This window comes from Flavobacterium sp. CF136, from assembly GCF_000282055.1.
Taxonomy (GTDB): domain Bacteria; phylum Bacteroidota; class Bacteroidia; order Flavobacteriales; family Flavobacteriaceae; genus Flavobacterium.
Genome location: NZ_AKJZ01000107.1, coordinates 66,193 through 81,315, shown reverse-complemented (window position 1 = coordinate 81,315; position 15,123 = coordinate 66,193). Strand labels below are relative to the sequence as shown.

Annotated in this window: 13 protein-coding genes; 9 read left to right on the top strand and 4 right to left on the bottom strand. The window is 31.6% G+C overall.

Annotation, left to right across the window (positions count from 1 at the left end; genetic code table 11):
* Window positions 1–48 precede the first annotated feature (48 nt).
* The 5 genes from aroB to recQ all read left to right on the top strand — a co-directional run bounded on the left by aroB (window position 49) and on the right by recQ (window position 6,578).
* Window positions 49–1,116 carry a 3-dehydroquinate synthase gene (aroB, locus tag PMI10_RS21035; protein ID WP_007811614.1) on the top strand — a complete coding sequence of 356 codons (1,068 nt, stop codon included), beginning with the start codon at window positions 49–51 and terminating at the stop codon, window positions 1,114–1,116.
* Window positions 1,117–1,412: 296 nt separating this feature from the next.
* Window positions 1,413–2,816 carry a decarboxylase gene (locus PMI10_RS21025; RefSeq protein WP_007811612.1) on the top strand — a complete coding sequence of 468 codons (1,404 nt, stop codon included), beginning with the start codon at window positions 1,413–1,415 and terminating at the stop codon, window positions 2,814–2,816.
* Window positions 2,817–2,925: 109 nt separating this feature from the next.
* Window positions 2,926–3,894 carry a deoxyhypusine synthase family protein gene (locus PMI10_RS21020; protein ID WP_007811609.1) on the top strand — a complete coding sequence of 323 codons (969 nt, stop codon included), beginning with the start codon at window positions 2,926–2,928 and terminating at the stop codon, window positions 3,892–3,894.
* 7 nt (window positions 3,895–3,901) lie between these two features.
* On the top strand, window positions 3,902–4,312 hold the full coding sequence (locus PMI10_RS21015; RefSeq protein ID WP_007811607.1) for a hypothetical protein: 411 nt from the start codon (window positions 3,902–3,904) through the stop codon (window positions 4,310–4,312).
* 154 nt (window positions 4,313–4,466) lie between these two features.
* Complete coding sequence (gene recQ, locus PMI10_RS21010) at window positions 4,467–6,578, top strand: DNA helicase RecQ (protein ID WP_007811605.1); 2,112 nt, start codon at window positions 4,467–4,469, stop codon at window positions 6,576–6,578.
* Between the two features lie 63 nt (window positions 6,579–6,641).
* On the opposite strand, the gene PMI10_RS21005 is transcribed toward recQ, so the two are convergent.
* The 4 genes from PMI10_RS21005 to PMI10_RS20990 form a co-directional block, all read right to left on the bottom strand.
* The gene (locus PMI10_RS21005; protein ID WP_007811604.1) at window positions 6,642–7,064 is read right to left on the bottom strand and encodes an SRPBCC family protein; all 423 of its coding nucleotides are present in this window, start codon (window positions 7,062–7,064) and stop codon (window positions 6,642–6,644) included.
* 78 nt (window positions 7,065–7,142) lie between these two features.
* Window positions 7,143–8,015 (bottom strand): helix-turn-helix domain-containing protein, encoded by an 873-nt coding sequence (locus tag PMI10_RS21000; protein WP_007811602.1) that lies wholly within the window; start codon window positions 8,013–8,015, stop codon window positions 7,143–7,145.
* Between the two features lie 102 nt (window positions 8,016–8,117).
* Window positions 8,118–10,571 carry an endopeptidase La gene (gene lon, locus PMI10_RS20995; RefSeq protein ID WP_007811600.1) on the bottom strand — a complete coding sequence of 818 codons (2,454 nt, stop codon included), beginning with the start codon at window positions 10,569–10,571 and terminating at the stop codon, window positions 8,118–8,120.
* 255 nt (window positions 10,572–10,826) lie between these two features.
* Window positions 10,827–11,519, bottom strand: a complete 693-nt coding sequence (locus PMI10_RS20990; RefSeq protein ID WP_007811598.1) for a hypothetical protein — start codon at window positions 11,517–11,519, stop codon at window positions 10,827–10,829.
* 269 nt (window positions 11,520–11,788) lie between these two features.
* Here PMI10_RS20990 and PMI10_RS20985 point away from each other — a divergent pair, with 269 nt between their 5' ends.
* The 4 genes from PMI10_RS20985 to PMI10_RS20970 all read left to right on the top strand — a co-directional run bounded on the left by PMI10_RS20985 (window position 11,789) and on the right by PMI10_RS20970 (window position 15,060).
* Window positions 11,789–12,343, top strand: coding sequence for an RNA polymerase sigma factor (locus PMI10_RS20985; RefSeq protein WP_007811596.1), 555 nt, complete (start codon window positions 11,789–11,791; stop codon window positions 12,341–12,343).
* Window positions 12,344–12,433: 90 nt separating this feature from the next.
* Window positions 12,434–12,970, top strand: a complete 537-nt coding sequence (locus tag PMI10_RS20980) for a hypothetical protein (RefSeq protein WP_007811594.1) — start codon at window positions 12,434–12,436, stop codon at window positions 12,968–12,970.
* Window positions 12,954–14,015 carry a hypothetical protein gene (locus PMI10_RS20975; RefSeq protein WP_007811591.1) on the top strand — a complete coding sequence of 354 codons (1,062 nt, stop codon included), beginning with the start codon at window positions 12,954–12,956 and terminating at the stop codon, window positions 14,013–14,015. The genes PMI10_RS20980 and PMI10_RS20975 overlap by 17 nt, the downstream gene beginning before the upstream one ends.
* Window positions 14,016–14,172: 157 nt before the next feature.
* The gene (locus PMI10_RS20970) at window positions 14,173–15,060 is read left to right on the top strand and encodes a carbon-nitrogen hydrolase (protein ID WP_007811589.1); all 888 of its coding nucleotides are present in this window, start codon (window positions 14,173–14,175) and stop codon (window positions 15,058–15,060) included.
* The last annotated feature ends 63 nt before the right edge of the window (window positions 15,061–15,123 follow it).

The following is a 15,123-nucleotide window of genomic DNA, read 5'->3' as shown; positions in this document are numbered from 1 at the left end:
ATTTAGTTAAAAATGCCTTATTTTGCGCATTCAATTAACCGAAGAATTATGCAATCTATTCAAGCAAATAATTATCTAGTACATTTTAACCAAAATGCATACGAAGCTTTAAACAATCATTTAAAAGAAAACAAATATTCCAATATATTTATTATAGTTGATAATGAAACAAATGAGCATTGCTTACCAAAATTTTTGCCTTTACTGGAAACCGATTTAACTATTGAAATTATAGAATTTGAATCCGGTGAAGTCAATAAAAATATAGAAACCTGTATTCAAATCTGGAATGTGCTTACAGAACTTGGTGCCGACAGAAAATCATTGGTTATTAATCTTGGCGGTGGCGTAGTAACAGATCTTGGCGGATTTGTCGCTTCAACATTTAAACGCGGTGTCGATTTTATTCACATTCCTACTACTCTATTGTCTATGGTAGATGCTTCTGTAGGTGGAAAAACCGGAGTAGATTTAGGAAATCTTAAAAACCAGATTGGTGTTATTAATGTACCTCAAATGGTTTTAATTGACACTCAATATCTTGAAACTTTACCACAAAGCGAAATGCGTTCAGGTCTTGCCGAGATGCTAAAACACGGTTTAATTTATGACGCTCCGTATTGGAGACAGTTTTTAAATTTAGAATCTATTGATTACGCTGATTTTGATGAATTGATTTATCGTTCTGTTGAAATCAAAAATGAGATTGTTATACAGGACCCAACGGAGAAAAACATTCGTAAAGCGTTAAATTTCGGACATACTTTAGGTCATGCCATTGAAAGTTATTTTTTAGAAAGCGAGTCTAAAAAAACCTTGTTACACGGTGAAGCTATTGCTGTCGGAATGATTCTGGAAAGTTATATTTCTTTACACAAAAACTTAATTACGCCTGCAGAATATTCTGAAATTAAAACTGCAATTCAGGGTATTTATGATGATGTGAAATTCGAAGAAAATGACATTGAACCTATCCTTGAATTACTTGTTCACGACAAAAAAAACGAATACGGTTTGATTCAGTTTGCATTGATTGAAGGCATCGGAAAAATAAAAATAAACCAATTGGTTGAAAATAAATTGATTCTGGATGCGTTTCAGGATTATAAATCTTAAACTTTTTTTAATTAAAAGCATTGCATTAGGTATATATTATTTTTTACATTTGCCACAATGAAAACAAACAACAAACAAAGACATTTCAGTTCTTATAGAAACCGTCTCAATAGTTCCCTATTAAGGATACTGAACCGTTTTTATAATAGTAAAAGTCCATTTTGTTTAGATGTTTTTTTATGTTTAAAGGCAGAAAACGAAAAACTGGAAATTGTATTTGCCAATATCAGGGTTTGAATTAAAGATTTAGCAGCGTTTACTAAATTAAAAATTACAACTCTAAATATTGAAACTAAATGAATACAAAATATTCTGACCTAATCAATCAAACATATTATTTTCCACAAGAGGAATTTAAATTAAATAAAGACAACTTACAGTTTCACAATATCGATTTGATGAAATTGGTTGAACAATATGGTACGCCATTAAAATTTACCTATTTACCACAGATTTCTGAAAATATCAACAAGGCAAAAGCCTGGTTCAGAAAATCGATGGAAAAAAACAAATACGAAGCAAAATATTACTATTGCTATTGCACAAAAAGCTCTCATTTTGAATACATTATGAATGAAGCTTTTAAAAATAATATTCACGTTGAAACATCATCAGCTTTTGATATCAATATTGTAGAGAATTTACTCGAAAATGATAAAATCAACAAAAGTACTTATGTAATTTGTAATGGTTTTAAAAGAGATGAATACATTACCAATATTGCCAGATTAATCAATAACGGACATAAAAATACAATTCCGATTATTGATAATTACGAAGAACTTGATCTGCTTCAGGCTGAAATTAAAGGAAAATTCAAAATTGGAATCCGTATTGCTGCTGAGGAAGAACCTAAATTTGAATTTTATACCTCCAGATTAGGTATTGGATATAAAAACATCGTTTCGTTTTACAAAAAACAAATTCAGGAAAATGATAAATTAGAATTGAAAATGCTTCACTTCTTTATCAATACCGGAATTAATGATACAGCCTATTATTGGAATGAGCTGGTGAAATGTATTAAAGTATACATTGCGCTTAAAAGAGAATGCCCAACCCTTGATGGTTTGAACATTGGCGGTGGATTCCCGATTAAAAATTCATTGGCTTTTGAATATGATTACCAATATATGATTGATGAAATTATCAATCAGATTAAAATTGCATGTGACGAAGCTGAAGTTGATGTTCCAAATATTTTTACTGAATTCGGATCATTTACTGTAGGTGAAAGCGGTGGTGCTATCTATCAGATTTTGTATCAAAAGCAACAAAATGACAGAGAAAAATGGAACATGATTGATTCTTCATTCATTACCACTTTGCCGGATACCTGGGCTATCAACAAACGCTTTATTATGCTGGCTGTAAACCGTTGGAATGATACTTACGAACGGGTTTTATTAGGAGGACTAACTTGTGACAGTGATGATTATTACAACTCGGAACAAAATATGAACGCCATTTATCTGCCTAAATACAACAAAGAAAAGCCTTTGTATATTGGTTTCTTTAATACAGGAGCTTATCAGGAAACAATTGGAGGATATGGAGGTTTACATCACTGTTTGATTCCACAGCCTAAACATATTTTGATTGATCGTGATGAAAATGGAATTTTGGGAACTGAAGTTTTTTCAGAACAACAAACATCTGAGGACGTATTAAAGATTTTAGGATACACAAAAAAAACATAAAAAAAAAGTGCAAATTAAAAACTTAATATTTATAAAATCATTAATTTGCAGTAACATCTAAAAGGTTAAACTTTTAATTCAAAAAAAAACAAAAAACAAAAAAAACAAAATGAAAGGACCAATCAGTCAGTTTATTGAAAAACATTATTTACATTTTAATTCTGCTTCTCTGGTTGACGCTGCAAAAGCATACGAACAACAATTAGCAAATGGTGCTAAAATGATGGTAAGTATGGCTGGCGCAATGAGTACGGCAGAAATTGGTAAAATTTTTGCTGAAATAATCAGACAGGATAAAGTACAGATTATTTCATGTACAGGAGCTAATTTAGAAGAGGATATCATGAATTTAGTAGCACACTCACATTATGAGAGAGTGCCAAATTACCGTGATTTAACACCGGAAGATGAATGGGCATTACTTGAAAGAGGTTTAAATCGTGTTACCGACACCTGTATTCCTGAACATGAAGCATTTCGCCGTTTACAAAAACACATTTATAAAATCTGGAAGGATGCAGATGATAAAGGAGAACGTTATTTTCCTCATGAATTCATGTATAAAATGCTATTATCAGGTGTTTTAGAAGAATATTACGAAATTGATTTAAAAGACAGCTGGATGTATGCAGCTGCTGAGAAAAATTTACCTATTATTGTACCGGGATGGGAAGACAGTACTATGGGAAATATTTTTGCCTCCTATGTAATCAAAGGAGATTTAAAAGCATCTACTATGAAATCAGGAATTGAATACATGACATTTCTGGCCGACTGGTACCCAAAAAACAGCACTAACGGTATTGGATTTTTCCAAATTGGTGGTGGTATTGCAGGAGATTTTCCAATATGTGTCGTACCTATGTTATATCAGGATATGGAAATGCATGATATTCCGTTTTGGAGCTATTTCTGCCAAATTTCAGATTCAACAACCAGTTATGGTTCGTATTCCGGAGCAGTTCCAAACGAAAAAATTACCTGGGGTAAATTAGATATAAAAACTCCCAAATTTATTATTGAGTCGGATGCTACCATTGTTGCTCCGTTAATTTTTGCCTATTTATTAGATTTATAGAATATTTATGAAAAGAGTTATAGTAGACTACGCTAAACTTACCAATGAAATTTTGAACCTTTTGGTTGAAAAATTTCCTGATGGTTATGATGATTCGGATGTAATCCGTTTTAGAAATGCTAAAAACGAATTAATAGAAGCTGTTGAAGTAAAAACTGAAGACACTATTTATTTAGTAAAAATCAGTACTAAACTTGCTGATAGAATTGAAAATTATGATGAAGATGATGATATCGACGTAGACGTTGATGTTGATACAATCGAACCCGTTAAAGGTCTTGATATCGATGATGATATTGATGATGATGAGGAAGACGAAAATCTGGACAAACCTGATGTTGATGGTGGAGACGATGATGACGATGATGAAAAAAATGATATTTCTGACGAAGATGACGATGAAGATGACGAAGATTAATTTATCATCTTTTTAATATACTAAAGGAACTCTATTCGGGTTCCTTTTTTTTATTAGTCAAAATACATTACTGCGTTAAACTCAAAAATAAATTTTTATTTATAAGAAAAATATTATAATTTATTCTACATTTGCAAACAAAAATATAAGCCAAATGACTTCAGAAATACTACACGCCAAACTAAAAGAAAATTTTGGGTTTGAAAAATTCAGACCCAATCAGGAGACTATTATTAATACAATTCTTTCTGGTCAGGATACATTGGCCATTATGCCAACGGGAGGCGGAAAATCAATATGTTTTCAGTTGCCGGCATTGGTTTTACCGGGAATTACAATTGTTATTTCGCCCTTAATCGCTCTGATGAAAGATCAGGTAGATAGTTTAAAAGCTAATGGAATATCAGCATGTTATATCAATAGCAGCCAATCCAGCGAAGAACAACAATTTTATATTGAGAATTTAAAATCGAATACTTTTAAACTCGTTTATATTGCACCTGAAAGTTTATCTTATCTGGATGTTATTTTCAATGAATTGACAATCAGCCTGATTGCAATTGACGAAGCACATTGTATTTCTTCGTGGGGACACGATTTTCGTCCGGCTTATACCAATTTAGGATATTTAAAAAGCCGCTTTCCTTCTACTCCTATTTTGGCTTTAACCGCAACGGCAGATAAAGCAACACGTACCGATATTACAAAACAATTAAACTTAAAAAATCCAAAGACATTTGTAGCTTCATTCGATCGTAAAAACTTAAGTTTAGAAGTCCGTCCGGCACTCGATCGCGTAAAACAAATTATTGATTTTGTAGAAAACAAACCCAATGAATCCGGTATTATTTATTGTTTAAGTCGAAAAACTACTGAAGAACTGGCTGAAAAATTACAAAAAAGCGGTATTACAGCAAAAGCATATCACGCTGGTCTGGAAAATAAACTTCGTGCAAAAACGCAAGATGAATTTATAAATGATGATTGTCAGGTAGTTTGTGCTACAATTGCTTTCGGAATGGGAATCGATAAATCTAACGTTCGCTGGGTTATCCATTATAATTTACCAAAAAATATTGAAGGCTATTATCAGGAAATTGGCCGTGCCGGACGTGACGGTTTACCTGCAGAAACTGTTTTGTTTGAAAGTTATGCCGATGTAATTCAGCTTCAGAAATTTGCTTCAGAAGGATTAAACTCTGATGTACAGCTGGCAAAATTAGACCGAATGAAACAATACGCCGATGCCCTGAGTTGCCGAAGAAAAATCCTGCTCTCGTATTTTGGTGAGTTGGTGACCGAAAATTGTGGCAATTGTGATATTTGCAAAAAACCGCCAGTCTTTTTTGACGGGACTATTTTGGCACAAAAAGCATTGTCTGCCATTACTCGTTTACAGGAATCAGAACCTCTGGCAGTAATTGTTGATTTTTTAAGAGGCTCAAAAAACGCATATATCTACGAAAAAAATTATCAAGACCTAAAAACCTACGGAATTGGTGCTGATATTTCATGGTATGACTGGAATCAATATCTTATTCAATTAATAAATTTAGGATATTGCGAAATTGCTTTTCATCAACACAACAAAATTTTATTAACTCCTTTTGCAAAAAAAGTTTTGTTTGAAGGTGAAAAAGTAAAATTAACAACCGTTATTAAAAAAGTAATTGATAAAAACGAAATCAAAGAAGCAAAAGCTAAAGCCACTAAAAACTCTCTTTTTGAAACCCTTCGAAAATTACGCTACGAAATTGCTCTGGAAGATGAAGTTCCTGCCTATGTGATTTTTAGTGATGCCGCTTTAAGACAAATGGAAACTTTACGACCAATGAGCGATGAAGAATTTCTGGCTATTGACGGAGTTGGAAAAGCTAAGCTTGAAAAATATGGTTCAGAATTTATAAATGCCATTATTGAATTTCAAAAAAGCAAAAAAACAAATACAAAAGCAAAAAAAGAAAGCAGTACTTATAAAACTACTTTAGAGCTTTTTGAAAAAGGAGATACAATCGAAGAAATAGCAGCAAAAAGAAATCTTGGTCTTTCAACTGTTATTTCGCATTTGGCAAAATTATATCTGGATGGAGTTGATATAGATGTCAGTCAATTTATTTCTGATGAAGAAGTGACTCTATTGCAAAAAGCCCAAATAGAGCTTGAAAATCCAAATGCATTAAAACCTTATTTTGATCATTTTGAGGAAAAAATGGGTTATGATAAAATTCGGTTTGGTCTTACTGTACTTGAGAAACAGAAACAATAGATAATAAAAATCCAAATTCCAATCTAAAAATTCAGATTGGAATTTGGGTTTTTCATAATTGTACTATTTATCTAAATTTGATAAAAAAGTTTCCTGAAAATTTTTAATTATGCTATTCATTTCTTCTTTTTGCTCAACCGAAACTTCGTATATTGATTCAAATCTTACGTTACATTTATTTTCTTCTTGTGAAATAACTGTAAAAACACCTTCATAATTAAACACAGGCATTGGTGTCGATAAAATAATAAATTTCATCTCTAATTTGCTTCGATCAATTGATGTTAGCTTTTCAATAATCACATCTCCACCTTTTATATAAATTGTTCGAACAGCTCCTATTCCACTTCCTTCTACAATAACTTTTTCAATAAGATCCGGTACAAATTTTTCTGTACCTCCAAAATCAACTAATTTTTCCCAAACTTTTTGTGCATTAAGATTTACAGTCGTTTCTGATATCTTACTAACTTTTACTTTACTCATTTTTATAATTTTATAATTTGAGCAAAAATAAAACTGCAAAAAAGAACTAAATTTAGATTATAATCGAAAGTATCAGTATTAGTTCAAAAGTTTATCAGTTCTCCTTTTAATAAGAAACTGTTTTGGAGAAATACCAAATTGCTTCCCAAATAAATTAATGAAATAGGAAACATTTTCATACCCAGCTTCAAACGAAATTTGTTCAATATTTAAATTTGTATTCGTTAAAAGTTCAATAGCTTTTTCAAGACGTTTCTTTATGATCCATTTTTTAGGAGGCATTCCAAATTTTCTTTGGAAATCCCTATTAAAAGAAGAGATACTTCTTCCTGCTAAAAAGGCATAATCTTCAATAGATAAAGGTTTATCAAAATTTTCCAATATTAATTCTTCAAGGTTTCTTTTCTTTTTAGTATTTAACGATAGTAAAATTTGAATTAAATGATTCTGTTGCGATGAATTATAAATTAAATACAGTAATTCTAAAAGTTTCAGTTTTGTAACTTCTTTATTTGTATTTTCAGTGTATACTTTAAGGATAGATTCTGTAAATGCTCTAATATTTTCCGAATAATTTAAAAGCAAGGAAGGTTTTGAATTTAAAGAAGTTACGGGTTTAATTTCTCCTAAAAATTCATTGATGATTTCTTCTTCAAAAAAATAAAAAACAGCTTCAAATTCCCCGTCTTCAGGTAATATATCCGAAATCATATATCTTCCTTTTGGTATAAAAACCAACTGATTCTGAGTTGCATAAAACCGCTCTTCATCATAATAGGTTTCAATATTTAATTCACCTTTTAAAACAACGGATAAAACATGAGAAGAAACATAATGATCTGTATTGATATCTATGGTATCCATGGTTTTATGCACGATGCAAGATAAACCGTTAACCATAATTTTTCTAACACTTTTGTGCTGATATAAAAGCTGAGGAACTACCTTCATTCTGTTATAATTTAAAATTCCAAATTCCAAAACTGATAATTCAGATTGAAATTTGGAATTTATATTTGAAACATTCAAGACCCCAGGAGTCTTATTGAAACTTTATTTCAATGTTTTTGCATTTTTTACATTCTGATCTGTCAAAGCCAAAGCCAAAACTTCACTCATTTCTTTTACATAGTGAAAAGTCAGGCCTTCCAGGTATTCTGCTTTGATCTCATCGATATCACTTTTGTTTTCATAACACAAAATGATTTCTTTAATATTTGCTCTTTTCGCAGCTAAGATTTTCTCTTTAATTCCGCCAACAGGCAATACTTTTCCACGAAGCGTAATTTCACCAGTCATGGCTAAGCTTTTCTTTACTTTCTTTTGAGTCAATAATGATACTAATGAAGTCAGCATTGCAATACCCGCACTTGGTCCGTCTTTTGGTGTTGCCCCTTCCGGAACGTGTAAATGGATATTGTATTTTTGGAATAATTCTACACTTAAGCCTAATTTTTTAGCATTAGCTTTAATGTATTCCAAAGCAATAGTCGCTGATTCTTTCATGACATTTCCAAGATTTCCGGTAATGGTCAAAGCGCCTTTTCCTTCAGAAATTAACGATTCTATAAACAAAATATCTCCACCAACACTTGTCCAGGCCAAACCTGTAACTACTCCGGCAACATCGTTATTTTCGTATTTGTCACGCTCTAATCTTGGCACTCCCAGAACAGTAATAATATCTTCGTCAGTAACTTTTTTGTTGTATTCCTCTTCCATCGCAACGGCTTTTGCAGCATTACGAATTACCTGGGCAATTTTAGTTTCTAAATTGCGAACACCGGATTCGCGTGTGTAACCTTCAACGATTTTCTCTAACTGTTTCTTACCAATTGTTAAATCTTTGGCAGTCAATCCGTGTGCTTCCAATTGTTTTGGGAAAAGATGTCTTTTGGCAATTTCTACTTTTTCTTCGATAGTATAACCTGACATTTTAATTACTTCCATTCTGTCACGCAAAGCCGGTTGAATGGCTGACATATTGTTTGAAGTTGCAATAAACATCACTTTAGACAAATCATACCCCATTTCAAGGAAATTATCATAGAAAGAACTGTTTTGCTCCGGATCTAAAACTTCCAATAAGGCTGAAGATGGATCACCGCTATTTCCGTTTGACAATTTATCAATTTCATCTAAAATAAAAACCGGGTTTGATGTTCCTGCTTTTTTTAAACTCTGAATAATTCGTCCCGGCATGGCTCCAATATACGTTTTTCTGTGCCCGCGAATCTCTGCTTCGTCACGTAAACCACCTAATGAAATACGAACATACTCACGGCCTAAAGCCTCAGCAACAGAACGGCCAATAGATGTTTTTCCAACTCCCGGAGGTCCTGTCAAACAAATAATTGGCGACTTCATATCGTTACGAAGTTTCAATACTGCCAGATGTTCAATCATTCTTTTCTTAACTTCTTCAAGTCCAAAATGATCTTTATCTAATATTTTCTGAGCGAATTTTAAATCAAATTTATCTTTAGAATATTCGCCCCAGGGCAATTCTAAAAATAACTCCAAATAGTTACGCTGAATTCCAAAATCAGGTGATTGCGGATTCATTCTGCGCATTTTAGACAATTCTTTTTCGAAATGCTTCTGCGTTTTTTCGTCCCATTTTTTGGTTTTTGCCTTCTGCCCCATCTCGTCCATTTCTTCTTCCTGCGAAACGCCGCCCAGTTCTTCCTGAATGGTTTTCATTTGCTGGTGAAGAAAATATTCACGTTGTTGCTGGTCTAAATCAAAACGAACTTTTGACTGAATGTCATTTTTCAATTCTAATTTTTGCAGCTCTACGTTCATATAACGTAAGGTTTCAAGTGCTCTGTCTTTTAATCCGTTTATCGATAGCAAACCTTGTTTTTCTTTTACCGATAAATTCATATTCGATGAAACAAAATTGATCAAAAATGATTGGCTTTCAATATTTTTAATTGCAAAAGTTGCTTCTGACGGAATATTTGGACTTTCCTTAATAATTTGAATAGCCAATTCTTTTACAGAATCTAAAATAGCTGTAAACTCAGTATCATTTTCATCAGGACGTTCTTCCGAGACTTCTTTGATAGTTGCCGTAATATAGGGCTCTTCTGAAACTACTTCGTCAATTTCGAAACGCTTTTTTCCTTGTAAAATAACCGTAACATTTCCGTCAGGCATTTTTAAAACACGCAGAATTCTTGCTACAGTTCCTATTTTATGAATATCATCTTTTGACGGATCTTCATCTTCTTCATTAATCTGTGAAACAACTCCGATAATTTTTCCGCCGGCATTTGCATCATTAATTAATTTTATTGATTTATCCCTTCCTGCAGAAATCGGAATAACAACACCCGGAAATAAAACGGTATTTCGTAAAGGTAAAATTGGTAACGAAAGCGGAAGCTCTTCATTGTTCATTTCCTCTTCGTCTTCGGGAGTTAATAATGGAATTAATTCTGCTTCCGAGTCAAATTCCTGAAGTGACAGATTGTCAATAGTAAGTATTTTATGGTTTGACATAATAATATATAAGTCGTTTTGTCATTAAAATGTTTGTTCTAATCTCAAATACAAACTATGAAAGCTGTGTTTTAAATAAAATCAGGCTAAAAATTGTCTTTGAAAGTTAGGTCATAAAAATAGACAATCATTATGCCAAAACAAACTTAAAGTTTATTTTATTCAGTTCAAAACCGTGAGTTTATTAACAACTTTTATAAAAACAAAAAACCCGAAATTGATTTCGGGTTTTTCATAATCTTAATTTTAAAAACTTTATTTTTTTATGTATGAAGTTAATTCACTTACTGAATCACCAGTTTTTGATCTAATAATTCCAACATCTTTTGCAACCCAATATTCTGTATCAACAGAAACTGCACCTTCACCTTCAACTTTAGATTCCTGATGAATTTTAAACTTAATAACGTCTTTATAAGAAACTCCTTTAATTGTAGCTGTTACACCTTTTTCTAAAATTGTCCCTGTATATTTTGACGTCATTTTAATATTAGGAAAATTAGGAATATTATATGAGGTTTCCTGGCTAAAACTTCCTGTCCAAGTTTGGTTGGCTTCCAGATAATCTTTTAATAGAATAAATTCATATCCTGTGATTTTACCTGTAATTCCTTCACTGTTGAAAACAATATCATTTAACTTTATATAGTAATCACCTTTAACTTTTTTGATTGAAACTGTTGCTCCCCCTGAAACTTCTTCACCTACTCCGGCAAATTGATCAAACTTAAAATAAGTATCATCATTTATTTTTTCTGAACTAACAATTTTCATTACAGATTCAGATCCATTTTGGTCTAAAACCCATTGATTACCAACAGCAGTTGGCCAGTAATCTCCTGTAGACTCCTCAGCAGTGTTTTCATTTGAATCATCACTACTACATGATGTTAGCATAAAACCTGTTATTAAAAACAGGACAAATACACATTTGTTTAATTTTTTCATAGCTTAAATTTATTTTTCGTGTGCGAAAATACTACAAAAAATGATTTGTTTTATGCTTTTTTTAACAAATTTAATAACCAATTAATTAAAACAACAGCAAGCATTAATACTCAACTAGTTAAAAATGCAGCCATATCTTTTTCATGCATAAAATACATACTTGTTAATCAACTTAGAAAACTGCAATTCCAAAAATTACAATTAATTTTATCAAAACTGTAACAAATCAAAAAAAGGAAGGTCATTTATATAAAACCAGCAATCATTACTTGAACATAACCAATCAAAATATCGAAGAGTTAATCAAACTTTGTAAAGAAAACAATCAAAAAGCACAATTTGAAGTTTACAATCGTTATTGTAAAGCTATGTACAATGTGGCTTACAGAATTGTAAAAGATGAACATTTTGCACAAGACGTCATGCAGGAAGGTTTTTTGAAAGCTTTTACAAAAATCAACGATTATAAACAGGAAGTTGCATTTGGAGCATGGCTTAAAAAAATCATCATTAATTATAGTATTGATTTTTATAAAAAGAATAATGCTTTTCAGATGGAAGACCTGAACAAAACACTTTATAAAATTGAAGAAAACGATACTCTTTTTTCTGAGAATATCGATTTAAATTCACTTAAAGTGAAACAGGTTTTAGATACTATTTCAGGTTTAAAAGATAGTTACCGAATGGTTTTAACACTCTTTTATATTGAAGGTTATGATCAGGAAGAGATTAGCGAAATCTTAAATATCAGTTATGCCAATTGCAGGACTACATTAAGCAGAGCTAAAGAAAGTTTGCGAAAAAAATTAGAGGAAGTATGAAATCGTCACTAAAAATCTGTTTGTGCAAACAAACAGTAATAAATAAAAGACGATACCATATATCACCTTTGAAAAATAAATTTTGGATATATGAAAAAGGAAAATGACAATTTAGATCAATTATTTGAAAAATTTGAAAATCAGTGGGATGTACAGGAAATGAATTCTGATCATCAGCTTGACTTCTTAAATAAATTAAATAATAAAAAGAGACCTAAGAAAAATTATTACGCTGTTTTGGGAATTGCCGCTTCGATTGTCCTGTTGCTGGGAATATCAGTTTTTTACAATAATGAAAAACCTAAGGAATACAAATTTGCATCCAAAGAAACCAAAAGAACAGATTCTATTTTTAGCATATTAATTGATAATGAACTGGTTAAATTAAAAGGGAAAAGTTCTCCTGAAAACGAGCAAATCATAAAGGACGCTCTTAAACAAATGAAAGTTTTTGATACCGATTATCAGAAAATCATAAATGAGCTAGAAAAAAATGGTGAAAACAAGCAGATTATTTATGCTATGATCAACAATCTCCAAACCCGTATTTCATTTTTACAAACGGTTTTAAAACGAATTGAAGAAAACGAAAATTTAAAAAATACTACACATGAAAAAACATTATAACATACTCATCCTATTTATCCTGATTCCCTTTTTAGGGTTTTCAAATGATGATACTTTTATCTCAAAACAAAAAAGCATCAAAAAAACCTATATCGTCAATTCGAATGCGGGAATTGATATTGACAATAAATATGGAAATATCACTGTCTCAACATGGGATGAAGATAAAATCGATCTTGAAATTACCATAAAAGTTACCGGTGGAAACGAAAATTGGGTAAACGAAAAACTAAATAGTATTGATGTTGATATTACTGCTCTTAAGTCTATGGTTACGGCTATTACTAAAATTGGGAATTCATCTTTGAAAAGCAAAGGAAGCAGTAACTGTTTTGAGATTAATTATGTGATTAAAATCCCAAAAAACGGAACCGTAAAACTAAACAATAAATACGGAAATATTGCAGCAATAAATTTAGAATCAACAACTGATATCGCATGTAAATATGGCAAAGTTACCCTTGGAAAACTAAATGGGTCGAACAATCGAATTCAAATTGAATATTGTCAAAATTCAAATATTGATTACATTAAAAACGGAACAATTGAAGCTCGATATTCTGGCTTAAAAATAAATGATTCCGGAAATTTGAATTTAGATACAAATTACACAGATTTGGTTATTTCTGAAGGACAAAATATTAAATACGATTGTAATTACGGAAATTTTAAATTTCAAAAAATAAACTCATTTTCAGGGTCCGGTAATTACCTGACTGTCAATATTGCCGAAATTTCAAATAATATAAATATAGATACCAATTACAGCAAAATAAATATTGCAGCCTTAACGGAAAATGCTAATAATGTCAATATTAATTCTGGTTATTCTGATGTTTCCTTGGGCTATGATACAAATTATGCTTTTGATTTTGATATTAATACCAAATATGGAAATATAAAAAAAGACGGTTCTTTGGATATTTCGGTTTCAGAAAACAAAAGCAATAAGAAAAGAGTAAGCGGATTCAATAAGAAGAAAGGGCAAAATAAAATCATGGTCAATTCTAATTATGGCAATGTAACTTTAACCAAAAAACAATAAATATTTTACTTTATTACTTTTTTTAATAGTTAAAACACCAGTTTGTAGTACTGGTGTTTTTTTGTTTTTAGATCTAAAGATATATTTCATAAGACCTTTCGGCTGTCTTTGCCATTCGGCTAAAAAATTACTATTTTTGCACACTAAATTTTATGTCATGCCGAAAAGAAAATATAAAATAGCCGTTGTTCAGTTGAATCTTAACGACGTTGCCGAAAATAATCTTAAAAAATGTATTAGTTGGGTAAAAGATGCTGCCAATAAAGGTGCAGAAGTTATCCTATTACCTGAATTATATAGCAGTCATTATTTTTGCCAAAGTGAAGATGTAGATAATTTTGCATTGGCAGAACCACTTTACAGCACTTCATTTATTGCTTTTAGCGAACTGGCAAAAGAATTAGGAGTGGTTATTATTGTTCCTTTTTTCGAAAAAAGAATGGCTGGAATTTATCATAATAGTGCCTATATTATTGATACGGACGGAACAGAAGCAGGTTTATACCGTAAAATGCATATTCCGGATGATCCACATTTTTACGAAAAATTCTATTTCACTCCAGGTGATTTAGGTTTTCAGGCAATACAGACTAAAAAAGGAAAAGTCGGAACTCTTATTTGTTGGGATCAATGGTATCCTGAAGCAGCTCGTATTACAGCTTTAAAAGGTGCAGAAGTATTATTTTATCCTACAGCAATTGGATGGCATCCAAAAGAAAAAGAACAATACGGTGAAAACCAATATGGTGCGTGGATGAATGTTATGAAAGGACATGCTGTTGCAAATGGTGTTTTCGTTGCCGCAGCAAACCGAATTGGTTTAGAACAATATATTGATGGAACTGACGGAATTCAGTTTTGGGGAGCTTCGTTTATTGCTGGTCCTCAAGGTGAAATTTTAGCGCAGGCATCTCATGATCAGGAAGAAATTTTAATTGCCGAAGTTGACTTGGATCTTCAGGAAAATGTACGTCAGAACTGGCCTTTCTTCAGAGATAGAAGAATTGATGCTTTTGGAGATATAACCAAAAGAGCAATTGACTAATTATGGATTTTAAATCATAAAAAAGCGGTTTCAAAATATTTTGAGACCGCTTTTTTATAAGTT

What these genes read in the sequence shown, in the direction of transcription:
- aroB (WP_007811614.1), top strand. Translation starts at nt 49, where the DNA reads ATGCAATCTATTCAAGCAAATAATTATCTAGTACATTTTAACCAAAAT.
- PMI10_RS21025 (WP_007811612.1), top strand. Translation starts at nt 1,413, where the DNA reads ATGAATACAAAATATTCTGACCTAATCAATCAAACATATTATTTTCCA.
- PMI10_RS21020 (WP_007811609.1), top strand. Translation starts at nt 2,926, where the DNA reads ATGAAAGGACCAATCAGTCAGTTTATTGAAAAACATTATTTACATTTT.
- PMI10_RS21015 (WP_007811607.1), top strand. Translation starts at nt 3,902, where the DNA reads ATGAAAAGAGTTATAGTAGACTACGCTAAACTTACCAATGAAATTTTG.
- recQ (WP_007811605.1), top strand. Translation starts at nt 4,467, where the DNA reads ATGACTTCAGAAATACTACACGCCAAACTAAAAGAAAATTTTGGGTTT.
- PMI10_RS21005 (WP_007811604.1), bottom strand. Translation starts at nt 7,064, where the DNA reads ATGAGTAAAGTAAAAGTTAGTAAGATATCAGAAACGACTGTAAATCTT.
- PMI10_RS21000 (WP_007811602.1), bottom strand. Translation starts at nt 8,015, where the DNA reads ATGAAGGTAGTTCCTCAGCTTTTATATCAGCACAAAAGTGTTAGAAAA.
- lon (WP_007811600.1), bottom strand. Translation starts at nt 10,571, where the DNA reads ATGTCAAACCATAAAATACTTACTATTGACAATCTGTCACTTCAGGAA.
- PMI10_RS20990 (WP_007811598.1), bottom strand. Translation starts at nt 11,519, where the DNA reads ATGAAAAAATTAAACAAATGTGTATTTGTCCTGTTTTTAATAACAGGT.
- PMI10_RS20980 (WP_007811594.1), top strand. Translation starts at nt 12,434, where the DNA reads ATGAAAAAGGAAAATGACAATTTAGATCAATTATTTGAAAAATTTGAA.
- PMI10_RS20975 (WP_007811591.1), top strand. Translation starts at nt 12,954, where the DNA reads ATGAAAAAACATTATAACATACTCATCCTATTTATCCTGATTCCCTTT.
- PMI10_RS20970 (WP_007811589.1), top strand. Translation starts at nt 14,173, where the DNA reads ATGCCGAAAAGAAAATATAAAATAGCCGTTGTTCAGTTGAATCTTAAC.